The organism is Pseudomonas sp. LPB0260 (assembly GCF_013388395.1).
This window is the reverse complement of record NZ_CP058247.1, coordinates 831,481-843,571: the sequence shown is the minus strand read 5'-3', so window position 1 is coordinate 843,571 and position 12,091 is coordinate 831,481. Positions and strand designations below refer to the sequence as shown.

Here is a 12,091-nt window from a genome sequence, read left to right as displayed (position 1 = left end):
CCAGCGCGGCACCGAATAGCGCGCATCTTACCCGATGGCTGCGCTTCAGGGCGTGACGACTGATGCCGCGATATCCGCCAGGGCCTCGCTCAACTTGCCGACCACCGGGCACTGTGCGATCTCATGCCGTTCGGCAATATGGGCGGGGTCGTTGTAGCCGAGCCAGACCTGGGCCGCAGCATCCTCCCAGACCAGCGCCTTGAGCGGCAGGTCGATGCCGGCGCTCTGCGCGCACTGCAGCAGCGGCGTGCCGCCCTGGGGGTTGCCGAAGATCAGCAGTTCGGTGGGGCGCAGCGCCTGGCCGACCTTGGCGGCGCCGGCGGCGTGGTCGATCCGGGCGAAGACCTGCAGCCCGCGTTGCTTTACGGCGAGCTCCAGGCGGTTCATGGTATCGGCGGCGCTGTGCGGGCTGGGCAGCACCACCAGCCCGTCTGCGGCCTGGGCGAGCACGCTGCAGAGCAGCAGGGCGAGGCTCGACAACGATCGCAGGCTGTTCATCGGCGGTTCCTCTCGGATGGGGCGTTGCTCGAGCGCTGGGTACTTGCCAGGCTGCTGCCATGACGAGACCCAGGCCACAGGTGTTTTCGTGCGTGATGACTAGTATTGACCAATGTTTCGCTATGGATAGCCCGTTATGACAGGTTTGCGCGTCTGTTGTCTGTCGCTGCTGTTGCTGGCCTGGCCCGGCCTGGCCGGGGCCGCGGAGCGACTGCGCCTGGTCGCCAGCCCCTGGCCGCCGTTCAACGACCAGAAGCTGCTCAACCATGGCCTGGCCTCGGACCTGGTCGAGACCGCGTTCAGCCGCGCCGGCTATGCCACTGACTATGTGGAGGTGCCCTGGGCCCGAGCCGTGCGCGGCCTGCGCCTGGGCGACTACGACGTGCTGATCAACGCCTGGTACAGCGAGGACCGCACCGCCTTCGGCTACTTTTCCCAGCCATTTCTGGTCAATCGCATTCGCCTGCTGCGGCGCAAGGATCGCCCGCTGCAGTTCGACACGCTGGCCGATCTCTATCCCCACCGCATCGCGGTGATGCGCGACTACGCCTATTCACCGGTGTTCGATAAGGACGGGCGGCTGCGCAAGGTCAAGGTCAGCAGTTTTCTCAGCGGCGCGCGCATGGTCCATGCCAGGCGGGTGGAGATGATGCCGGAGGACGAGATCGTCGCGCGCTACCATTTCGCCCGCGAGCTACGGGACATCCGCGATGACCTGGAATTCGTCGCGCAGCCCCTGAGCGAGAATGGCCTGCATGTGCTGGTGGGGCTCGGTCGCCCGGATCACCAGCGCATCGCCGAGGCGTTCAACCGCGCCATCGAGGCGATGCGCGCCGATGGCAGCTATGCCGCCATCTTCCGGCGCCACGGCCTGTAGCGTTACTGCCAGACCGTCAGGCCGCGGCCCTGGTGCTTGGCGCGATACAGGCGCTGGTCGGCCTCGTGCAGCAGGCTCTCCAGGCTAGTGCCTGCGCCCTGGCTGACCCCGGCGCTGAAGGACAGTGGCGGCGCGCCGGCGCTGTAGGGCAATCCGGCGCAGCGCACACGCAAGCGGTCCAGGCCCTGGGCCAGGTCGGCCGCGTCCTGCTGGCTGAGCAGGGCGAACTCTTCGCCGCCGAGGCGCGCGAGCAGGGCGTCGGGAAAGGCCTCGAGGAAGGCGCCGGCGAAGGCGACCAGGGCGGCATCGCCGCTGGCGTGGCCGTGCTGGTCGTTGATCCGCTTGAAATGGTCCAGGTCGATCATCGCCACGCTCAGGGCGCGGCCGGCGCGCTGCGCCTGCTGCAGTTGGCCGACGCCCTGCTCGTAGAAGGCCCGGCGGTTGTTCAGGCCGGTCAGCGCGTCGAACTGCGCGGCCTGCTTGAGGGCGCGCAGCAGGTCGCGCCGCTCCAGGGTCGAGATCACCCGACAGTTCAACTCTTCCGGGCAGAACGGCTTGCGCAGGAAGTCGTCGGCGCCGTGCTTGATGAACTTGGCACTGAGCGAGCCCTTGGCGTCGGCGGACAGGCCGATGATGATCAGTTCGTGGCGCTTCATCTGCTGGCGCAGCAGCTTGACCAGCTCGAAGCCGCTGAGCCCGGGCATGCTGTGGTCGACCACCAGCAGGTCGATATCCGGCTGCGCCTGGAGGATGCGCAGGGTCTCGTCGCCGTCGCGGGCCTCGAGCAGCTGGAAACGGTGCGGCGCCAGCACGTGGCGGATGTACTGGCGGGTGGCGTCGGAGTCCTCGGCGACGAGGATCTTCACCCGGCCGTTGCTTTCCAGGCGGTGCAGCAGGCGGAAGGCGTACTCGTAGGAGTGCTGGCTCTCCTTGAGCACGTAGTCGACCACCCCCTTGAGCAGCAGCTGGTCGCGCCGCTGTTCGTCGTACGAGCCGCTGAGCACGATGCACGGCAGGCCGTAGTGCATCACCAGGTCGACGCTCTCGCCGTGCGGCGCATCCGGCAGGTGCAGGTCGACGATGGCGGCGAAGAACAGCTCGGCGGAGCTCTCCAGCATGACCTGGGCCTCGGCCAGCGAGGCGCAGAACAGCGGTTGCAGCTCGGGCTCCTGGCGGAACAGGTGTTCGAGGATCTTCAGTACCAGCGGACTGTCTTCGATGACCAGAATGTTGCGCACGATCAACTCCTGTAGCGGGTGCGGCCGCGGTTGGTCGGGACTCAGAGGGCGCGTACGCGCAGCGAGCGGCCCTTGATCTTGCCGTCGGTGAGGCGTTTGAGCGCCTGCTTGGCGATGCCGCGCTCGACCGCGACCAGGGCCTGGTAGTCGAAGATGGCGATCTTGCCGACCTGGGTGCCGGGAATCCCGGCCTCGCCGGTGAGGGCGCCGAGGATGTCGCCGGGGCGCAGCTTGTCCTTGCGCCCGGCGCCGATGCACAGGGTGATCATCGGCGGTTGCAGCGGCTCGCCGGCCTGGGCCTTCAGGCTGTCCAGCGGGTGCCAGGTCAGCGCGCCTTTCTGCAGGGTCTCCACGGCCTGGGCGCGGTGCGCCTCGGCCGGCGCCACCAGGCTCACCGCCAGGCCCTTGGCGCCGGCACGGCCGGTGCGGCCGACGCGGTGGATATGGGTCTCCGAGTCGCGCGCCAGCTCGACGTTGATCACCATGTCCAGGGCGTCGATGTCCAGGCCGCGGGCGGCCACGTCGGTGGCCACCAGTACCGACAGGCTGCGGTTGGCGAACATCGCCAGGACCTGATCGCGGTCGCGCTGCTCGAGGTCGCCGTGCAGCGCCGCGGCGGAGATGCCGCGGCTGCCCAGGTGATCGACCACCTCCTGGCACTGCTGCTTGGTGAAGCAGAAGGCCACGCAGGACTCGGGGCGGAAGCTGGCCAGTAGCTTGACCACCGCGTCCAGGCGCTGCTCCGGGGCGATCTCGTAGAAGCGCTGTTCGATCTGGCTGTCGTCGTGCAGGGCCTCGGCCTTGACCTGCTGCGGGTCGCGCATGAAAGCGGCGGACAGCTGCTTGATGGCCGCCGGGTAGGTGGCGGAGAACAGCAGGGTCTGGCGCCGGCTCGGGGTCTGATTGATGATCGCCGCGATGCTGTCGTAGAAGCCCATGTCGAGCATGCGGTCGGCCTCATCCAGCACCAGGGTGTTGAGCCCGTCGAGCTTCAGGGTGCCCTTGTCCAGGTGCTGCTGCACCCGCCCCGGGGTGCCGACGATGATCTGCGCACCGTGTTCCAGGGAGCCGATCTGCGGGCCGAAGGGCACGCCACCGCAGAGGGTCAGCACCTTGATGTTGTCGCCGGCGCGGGCCAGGCGGCGAATCTCCTTGGCCACCTGGTCGGCCAGCTCGCGGGTCGGGCACAGCACCAGGGCCTGGCAGCCGAAGTAGCGCGGGTTCAGCGGATGCAGCAGGCCGATGCCGAAGGCCGCGGTCTTGCCGCTGCCGGTCTTGGCCTGGGCGATCAGGTCCAGGCCCTTGAGCATCACCGGCAGGCTCTGCGCCTGGATCGGCGTCATCTGTGCGTAGCCGAGGGACTCGAGGTTGGCCAGCATGGCGGCGGACAGCGGCAGGGAGTTGAAGGCGGTGGACGTCACGGTTGGAACCTGCGAAAGAACGAAATGGCGCGCAGTGTAACAGGCGCGGCCGGCTAGGCGCGGAGCCGCTGGCCGCGCCGGCCCGACGGCGGACGCCGCGAGGCCCTGTGCTACAGGGTCAGGGTCAGGCCGCCGAGCAGGGCGCCCGGCAGCAGGGTCGAGCCGTTGTGGCGCTGCTGGTAGGTGCTGGTGGACAGGCTCAGCTCGCGCTCGCCGGTCAGCGCCTCGAGCTGGCTGCCGAGCAGGCGATAGAGGCTGTCGTCGAAGCGCATGCTGGTCAGCGGCCCCTGGATGCGGCCGTCCTCGACCCAGAAGCAGGCGAAGCGGGTCATGCCGGTGATCCGCGCGGCGGGCCGGTCGGAGTAGTTGAGGTACCACAGGTTGCCGATATATAGGCCGCGGCCGAGGCGTTCGAGAATCTGTTCCTGGGGCAGATCGCCGCCGGCCATCGCCAGGGCGGCCGGCGCCTCCCAGGGGCTGGCGCCATTGGCCGGCAGGCCGTACTCGGCGGCGCTGCGGGCGCTGACCAGGCTTTCCTCGGCCAGGCCGGCGCGGATCAGGCGCAGGTCGCGGCGCACAAAGCCCTCGCTGGAGAAGCCGGGGAGCAGCGAGTCGCTGACCTGCTCGTGCAGGTGCAGCAGCGGGCTGAGCCGGGCCTCGCCGCTGTGCAGGCGCTGCAGCGGGCTGTCCTTCTCGGCCAGGGCCTGGGCGGAGAAACCGCCCCAGGCCAGCAGCTCGAGGAGCTCCTGCAGCGCGGCAGGGGCCAGGTAGGCGCGGTAGTCGCCCGGCGCCAGGGTGCGCGGCGGCAGGCCCAGGTAGGCCAGTTGTTCCTGCCCCTGGCGCAGGCGTTCGGCGAAGGCGTCGGCCTGCCAGTGCTGGCCGGCGTACTGCGCCTTGAGCGCCTGGCCGTTGCCGTGGAACAGGCTCCAGTCGAGGTTGAAGCTGCTCGCCTGGTGCCAGCCGAAGGCCCCGCTGGAGCTGGCGAAGCCGCGGCTGATGGGGCCGGCGGCGTAGAAACCGACCAGGTCGAGGCCGGCGGCCTGGCGCGTCACCTCGGCGATCACCTCGGCGCTGTCGGGCAGGGTCTCGAGCCGCTGGGCCTGGCTGTGCCAGGGCTCGCGGTTGAACTGCAGGTAGGGATCGGCTGGCAGCAGGGGCAGGATCGCGCGCAGCTGCCGCACGGCCTCGCCCAGGCGCTGGCGGTCGACCTGCGGCACGCCGCTGAGGCTCAGCTGCTGCTCGGCATGGCGACCTTGGTGGATCAGCTGCAGGTTCAGGCTGGCCTGCCGCACCTGGCCGGCCTGGAGCACTCTGGCCTGGTTGAAGCGGACGAAGTCGGAGCACTCGGCGCTGTAACCGAGGCTGAACTCCTCGTCGGCGAGCAGGGCGCCGCCCAGCCACTGACTGAGGGCCTCGAACTGGCTGTGGGCGTGATCGTTCATCAGCTGGCTCCGCCGAATACGTCGACCGCGGCGAACACGCAGGCCGGGGTGGCATGGCCGACCCGCACCACCTGGTTCGGCTCGCCCTTGCCGCAGTGCGGGGTGCCCAGCACCTCGACGGTACTGGCATCGCCGACCGCCCTGAGCGAGCGCCAGAACTGGCTGGAGACGCCGCGGTAGTTGGGGTTCTTGACCACCCCGCGCAGCTCGCCGTGCTCGATCAGCTGGCCCCATTCGCAGCCGAACTGGAACTTGTTGCGCGCATCGTCGATGGACCAGGAGCGGTTGCTGGCCATCAGGATGCCCTGCTCGATGCCGCCGATCAGCTGCGCCAGGCTGTGGTTGCCCGGCTCGATATTGAGGTTGGCCATGCGGTCGATGGGCGGGCGGTTCCAGCTGCTGGCGCGGCTGTTGGCCACCCCCGGCAGGCCGCTGCGCAGCTGCGACAGGGCGCCGCCCAGGGGGCGCAGCAACAGTCCGTCGCGGATCAGCAGGGTCTTGCGCGCCGGGCTGCCGTCGTCGTCGAAGGCGTAGCTGGCCAGCTCCTCGGCAGGCGTCGGGTCGAAGCTCACGTTGAGCAGCCGCGAGCCGTACTGCAGGTGGCCGAAATCCTCGACCTTGACGAAGCTGGTGCCGGCGAAGTTGCGTTCGTCACCGAGGATGCGGTCCAGCTCCAGGGGGTGGCCGATGGACTCGTGCAATTGCAGGATCATCTGGTCGGGCATCAGCAGCAGGTCGCGCGGCCCGCTGGGCGTGTTGGGCGCCAGCAGCAGTTGCAGGGCCTGGTCGGCGACCCGGGGCGCGGCGCCGACCAGGCCCAGGCGCGCGATCACCTCGGCGCCGCCCTGCTGGCCGAGGTGGGCGCCGCCGAGGTGGCGGGTCTGGCTGTCGCTGCCGTCGTAGGCAGTGACGCCGAGGTGCGGGTAGACGAAGCGCTGCGCCGAACTCAGCTCGGCGCCACTGTTGTTCAGGTAGAGCTGCTCGACCTCGCTGACCTGCAGGCCGACCCGCCAGGTGACCAGGCGCGGATCGCCCGGCACCGCCGCCGACTCGGCGGCGAGCAGCTGGTAGCACTCGGCGAGCGAGGGGAAGGGCTGGTCGAGGCCGGGCGAGCGGTAGTCGCCGCGGGCGCTGGAGGGTTCCAGCGTGCGCTGGTCGAGCAGGGCGCAGGACGCGAGGCGCCGGGCCAGTTCGGTCGCCTGCTCGAGGGCGGCCTGCAGGCCCTGGCGGGACAGGTCGCTGGTCGCCGCATAGGCCTCGACCCCCGCCAGGCGCACGCTGAGCATGGCGCCCTCGTCGCGGCTGAAGCGCGGCGGTTCGGCGATGTGCTTGCGCACCCACAGCTGGCGGTCGTCCTGGCGCACGTAGCGCAGCGACCAGTGCTCGGCCGCGCAGTGCAGTGCGGCGAAGTGGCGCTTGAGGGCGGCGAAGGCCTGGTACATGCGACGGTTCCTTGCACGGAGCGGCGCCGTTCAGGGCGGCAGTGGCGGATGGGTCGAGCCGATCAGACCTTCATCATGGCGCGAAGGCGCGGACCGCGACAAGGGCGGCGGCGTGCAGCGGTCGCAGGCGCCGCGCTGAAAGCAGAACGCCGCCCAAGTGGGCGGCGTTCTGGGGGAACGACGGAGCGTTACAGGCCGACGTGCTGCTTGACCGCGGCGACGCCATCCTTACCGTCATAGGTGGTGACACCGGCCAGCCACTTGTCGAGCATTTCCGGGTTGGCCTTGATCCAGTTCTTCGCCACTTCGACCGGATCTTCCTTCTCCAGCACTTTCTCCATCAGCTGGCTTTCGATCTCGACGCTGAACTGCAGGTTGTTCAGCAGCTTGCCGACGTTGGCGCAACGCGCCTCGTAGTCCGGGGTGACCACGGTGTAGACCTTGGCCGCGCCGTAGTCCGGGCCGAACACGTCATCGCCGCCGGCCAGGTAGGTGATGTCGTACTGGGTGTTCATCGGGTGCGGGGCCCAGCCGAGGAACACCACCGGCTCCTTCTTCTTCACCGCGCGCTGCACCTGGACCAGCATGCCGGCCTCGCTGGACTCGACCATGCGGAAGCCGCCCATGCCGAACTGGTCGCCCTTGATCATCTGTTCGATCAGCAGGTTGCCGTCGTTGCCCGGTTCGATGCCGTAGATCTTGCCGCCCAGCTGATCCTTGAACTTGGCGATGTCCTGGAAGCTCTTGAGGCCCGCTTCGGCGGTGTAGGTGGGGACCGCCAGGGTGTACTTGGCGCCTTCCAGGTTCGGTGTCGGCAGCACCTTGACGCCACCGTCCTTGGCGAAGGGCTCGATCACCGCGTCCATCGAGGGTGCCCAGTAGCCGAGGAACACGTCGATCTGGCCTTTCTGCACGCCGGTGAAGGCGATCGGTACCGAGGCCATGATCTTGCGTGGCTGGTAGCCCAGGCCTTCGGTGAGGGTCATGGCCACGCCGGTGGTGGCGGCGATGTCGGCCCAGCCGATCTCGGCGAAGCGCACCTGCTTGCAGCTTTCCGGTTCCTGGGCCCAGGCGTTCTGCACCAGGGCGCAGGACAGCAGGCCGAGGCTGGCGATGGTCTTGAGCTTGTTCATAAGCGATTCCTCTGGGGGTAGGTAGGGTGAAGGCTGGTCACTGGCGTTGAAAGCGCGCGTTTACCCAGCTGATCAGGCCGCTGCGTGGTGCGGTCTGCTTGGTGCCGAAGCTTTCGGTGATGCGGTCGAGGATGATCGCCAGCAACACCACGGCCATGCCGCTCTCGAAGCCCAGACCGATATCCAGGCGCTGGATGCTCGCCAGCACGTCGTTGCCCAAGCCGCCGGCGCCGACCATGGAGGCGATGATCACCATCGACAGGGCCATCATGATGGTCTGGTTGACCCCGGCCATGATCGACGGCATGGCGTTGGGCAGCTGCACCTTGAACAGCAGCTGGCGGCCGGTGCAGCCGAACGACTGGCCGGCCTCGACGATCTCCTTGTTGACCTGGCGGATGCCCAGGTTGGTCAGGCGCACGGCCGGCGGCATGGCGAAGATCACCGTGGCGATGATCCCCGGCACGCGGCCGAGACCGAACAGCATGGCCGCCGGGATCAGGTAGACGAAGGCCGGCATGGTCTGCATGAAGTCCAGCACCGGGCGGATGGTGGTGGCGACCCGCTCGCTGCGCGCGGCCCAGATACCCAGGGGGATGCCCAGCAGCAGGCTGATCAGGGTCGAGGAGAAGGTCAGGCCGAGGGTGACCACGGTCTGCTCCCAGAAGCCGGTCATGACGATGAGGATGAACGACACCGCGGTGAAGGCGGCGAAGCGCGCACCGATGCGCCACAGGCCGAGGCCGACGAAGATGGCGATCAGCAGCCAGGCCGGCGGCAGCATCAGCAGGGCTTCGACGCCCTCGGAGAAGCCGCTGACCACGCTGCCGATGCTGTCGAAGGCGCCGCTGTAGTTGTCCAGCAGGTGCTGGACCACGTCGTTGACCCAGCTGCCCAGGTCGAGTTTCTTGTCGCTCATGTCATTCTCCCTGCAGGCGGTTGAGCAGGCGGCCCTTGCTGATGGCGCCGCTGTAGAAACCGTTGGCGTCGATCACCGGGATCGGCCCCTCGTTGTCCACCAGGCGCTCGATCACCTGGTCCAGCGGCATGTCCTCAGAGACCGGCTCGACCTGCTTGAGCAGGTCCCGGCTCAGCTCGCGCGGGTTCACCCCGTCGACCATCAGGGCGATCTTCTCCAGGCTGATGGAGCCGCAGAAGCGCTTGTTCTCGTCGAGGACGAAGGCGTAGTGCTTGTCCTGGGCCTGCAGTTCCTGACAGATGGCCAGGGCGCATGGCGCCACGCCGTTATGCACGTAGGTGGGCACGCTGTCGGCCTTGAGCTGGCCGGCGGTGAGGTAGCGATTGGTGTCGACGGTGTCGAAGAAGTTGCGCACGTAGTCGTTGGCCGGGCTGTCGACCAGCTCCTGCGGGGTGCCGACCTGGATCAGCTTGCCGCCTTCCATGATGCCGATGCGGTTGCCGATGCGCATGGCCTCCTCGATGTCGTGGGAGACGAAGATGATGGTGCGCCGGTGGGTCTTCTGCAGCTCCAGCAGCACGTCCTGCATCTCGCGGCGCTTGAGCGGGTCGAGGGCGGAGAAGGCCTCGTCCATGATCATGATCGAGGGGTCCACGGCCAGGGCGCGGGCCAGGCCGACGCGCTGCTGCATGCCGCCGGACAGCTCGTGGGGGTACTTGTGGGCGAAGGTGTCCAGGCCGACCTGGGCGAGCACGTCCATGGCGCGCTTCTCGCGTTCCTTGCGGCCGACGCCTGCGACCTCGAGGCCGAAGGCGGCGTTGTCCAGCACGCTGCGCGAAGGCATCAGGGCGAAGGACTGGAAGACCATGCTCATGTCGCGGCGACGCAGGTCGACCAGCTCGGCATTGGCCATCTTGGCGACGTTCTGGCCGTCGATGTAGACGTCACCGGCACTGGGCTCGATGAGGCGGTTGATCAGGCGGATCAGGGTGGACTTGCCCGAGCCCGAGAGGCCCATGAGGACGAAGATCTCGCCTTCCTCGACGCTGAAGGACACGTCGCTGACGCCGATCACGGCGCCCTTCTCGGCAAGGATCTTGTCCTTGCTCCAGCCTTCCTTGAGCAGCTCGATGGCTTCCTGTGGGTTTTGGCCGAAGACCTTGTAGAGGTTCTCGACGACGATCTTTCCTGACTGCATTTGGGTAGGACCCTCTCTTATTAGAATTCAGTTCAGTTACTGGAACCCGGCGCGCGAGGCTGGGGGCGTGGAGTGCTATCGATAGTGCTTGCCTGTGTCGGTGGCTGTGGGATGAGGTGGCGCGGCCAGCGCCGGCGGGCGCTGGCCGCGACCGAGGTCGCCGGGGCGACCGGTTAGCGCTGGGCCGCCCGGCGCGCCGGGGCGCCGCCTGCGACGTAGTAGGGCGCGGTGCTGCGCGGCAGCGGGGTGCGACCGCGGATTTTGTCGGCGATCTTCTCGGCCATCATGATGGTCGGCGCGTTGAGGTTGCCGGTGGTGATGATCGGCATGATCGAGGCATCGACCACGCGCAGGCCTTCCATGCCGTGCACCCGGCCCTGGCCGTCGACCACCGCCATGTCGTCCTCGCCCATCTTGCAGGAGCACGAGGGATGGAAGGCGGTTTCCGCATGTTCACGGACGAAGGCGTCCAGTTCCGCGTCGCTGTTCACGTCGACACCGGGGCTCAGCTCGCGCCCGCGGTACGGGTCGAGTGCCGACTGCGCCATGATCTCGCGGGTGATGCGGATGCCGTCGCGGAACTCCCGCCAGTCCTGTTCGGTGGCCATGTAGTTGAACAGGATGCTCGGGTGCTGGCGCGGGTCCTTGGACTTGAGGTGGACGCGGCCGCGGCTCGGCGAGCGCATGGAGCCGACGTGGGCCTGGAAGCCGTGTTCCTTGACCGCATTGCTGCCGTTGTAATTGATCGCCACCGGCAGGAAGTGGTACTGGATGTTCGGCCACTCGAACTCTTCGCTGCTGCGGATGAAACCGCCGGCCTCGAACTGGTTGCTGGCGCCGGTGCCCTTGCCGAGGAACATCCACTCGGCGCCGATCTTCGGCTGGTTCCACCACTGCAGCGCCGGGTACAGCGACACCGGCTGCTTGCAGGCGTACTGCAGGTACATTTCCAGGTGGTCCTGGAGGTTCTGGCCGACGCCGGGCAGCTCGTGCACCACCGGGATGTCCAGGTCGCGCAGCAGGGCGGCCGGGCCGACTCCGGAGCGCTGGAGGATCTGCGGCGAGGCGATGGCGCCGCTGCACAGCAGCACCTCGCGGCGGGCATGCACGGTCAGCGGGGTGTCGCTGTTGCCGTGCAGGTAGGCGACGCCGATGGCGCGCTTGCCGCTGAACAGGATGCGGTCGGTGAGGGCGTGGGTGATGATCTTCAGGTTCGGTCGGCCGCGGGCCTGGTCCAGGTAGCCGCGGGCGGTGCTGGCACGCCGGCCCTGGGGGGTCACGGTGCGGTCCATCGGACCGAAGCCTTCCTGCTGGTAGCCGTTGAGGTCGTCGGTGCGCGGGTAGCCGGCCTGCACCCCGGCTTCCATCATGGCCTGGAACAGCGGGTTGTTGCCGGTCTTCGGCGTGGTCACGCTGACCGGGCCGTCGCCGCCGTGGTAGGCATTGGGGCCGATGTCGCGGCTCTCGGCCTTGCGGAAGTAGGGCAGGCAGTCCAGGTAGGTCCAGTCCTCCAGACCCTCGAGCTTGGCCCAGCCGTCGTAGTCCAGGGCGTTGCCGCGGATGTAGCACATGCCGTTGATCAGCGAGGAGCCACCCAGGCCCTTGCCGCGGCCGCACTCCATGCGGCGGTTGTTCATGTGCGGCTCGGGGTCGGTGACGTAGGCCCAGTTGTAGCGCCGGCCCTGCAGGGGAAAGGCCAGGGCGGCGGGCATCTGGGTGCGGAAGTCGAGGCGGTAGTCGGGGCCGCCGGCTTCCAGCAGCAGCACGCTGACGTCGGCATCCTCGGTCAGGCGGGTGGCCAGCACGTTGCCGGCCGAACCGGCGCCGATGATGATGTAGTCGAATTCTTGGGACATGGGACCTTCCTGCGTAGGGTGGATTGGGCCGGGCCCTCATCCACCATGGCGAATCTGCAGTGGTGTG

General features: G+C 68.3%; 10 protein-coding genes. 1 reads left to right on the top strand and 9 read right to left on the bottom strand.

The window, feature by feature from the left end:
* Positions 1-45 precede the first annotated feature (45 nt).
* Entirely contained in the window at positions 46-498 is a 453-nt protein-coding gene (locus LPB260_RS03600) for a DUF302 domain-containing protein (RefSeq protein ID WP_208707271.1), read from the bottom strand.
* A gap of 136 nt (positions 499-634) precedes the next feature.
* Here LPB260_RS03600 and LPB260_RS03595 point away from each other — a divergent pair, with 136 nt between their 5' ends.
* Positions 635-1,375, top strand: a complete 741-nt coding sequence (locus LPB260_RS03595; RefSeq protein ID WP_208707270.1) for an ABC transporter substrate-binding protein — start codon at positions 635-637, stop codon at positions 1,373-1,375.
* A gap of 2 nt (positions 1,376-1,377) precedes the next feature.
* On the opposite strand, the gene LPB260_RS03590 is transcribed toward LPB260_RS03595, so the two are convergent.
* The 8 genes from LPB260_RS03590 to betA form a co-directional block, all read right to left on the bottom strand.
* Positions 1,378-2,613 (bottom strand): diguanylate cyclase domain-containing protein, encoded by a 1,236-nt coding sequence (locus tag LPB260_RS03590; protein ID WP_208707269.1) that lies wholly within the window; start codon positions 2,611-2,613, stop codon positions 1,378-1,380.
* 41 nt (positions 2,614-2,654) lie between these two features.
* Positions 2,655-4,034: an ATP-dependent RNA helicase DbpA gene (gene dbpA, locus LPB260_RS03585; RefSeq protein ID WP_208707268.1), complete on the bottom strand. Its 1,380-nt coding sequence runs from the start codon at positions 4,032-4,034 to the stop codon at positions 2,655-2,657.
* A 110-nt stretch (positions 4,035-4,144) separates the two neighbouring features.
* On the bottom strand, positions 4,145-5,476 hold the full coding sequence (locus LPB260_RS03580; protein ID WP_208707267.1) for a TldD/PmbA family protein: 1,332 nt from the start codon (positions 5,474-5,476) through the stop codon (positions 4,145-4,147).
* The gene (locus LPB260_RS03575; protein ID WP_208707266.1) at positions 5,476-6,918 is read right to left on the bottom strand and encodes a TldD/PmbA family protein; all 1,443 of its coding nucleotides are present in this window, start codon (positions 6,916-6,918) and stop codon (positions 5,476-5,478) included. Before LPB260_RS03575 ends, LPB260_RS03580 begins: the two co-directional genes overlap by 1 nt.
* Before the next feature lie 188 nt (positions 6,919-7,106).
* Positions 7,107-8,051: a choline ABC transporter substrate-binding protein gene (locus LPB260_RS03570; RefSeq protein ID WP_208707265.1), complete on the bottom strand. Its 945-nt coding sequence runs from the start codon at positions 8,049-8,051 to the stop codon at positions 7,107-7,109.
* Positions 8,052-8,088: 37 nt separating this feature from the next.
* Positions 8,089-8,970: a proline/glycine betaine ABC transporter permease gene (locus tag LPB260_RS03565; RefSeq protein WP_208707264.1), complete on the bottom strand. Its 882-nt coding sequence runs from the start codon at positions 8,968-8,970 to the stop codon at positions 8,089-8,091.
* A gap of 1 nt (position 8,971) precedes the next feature.
* Positions 8,972-10,168: a glycine betaine/L-proline ABC transporter ATP-binding protein gene (locus LPB260_RS03560; RefSeq protein WP_208707263.1), complete on the bottom strand. Its 1,197-nt coding sequence runs from the start codon at positions 10,166-10,168 to the stop codon at positions 8,972-8,974.
* Positions 10,169-10,341: 173 nt separating this feature from the next.
* A complete protein-coding gene (gene betA / locus LPB260_RS03555) occupies positions 10,342-12,024 on the bottom strand; it encodes a choline dehydrogenase (protein WP_208707262.1) in 1,683 nt (560 codons plus the stop codon).
* Positions 12,025-12,091 lie beyond the last annotated feature (67 nt).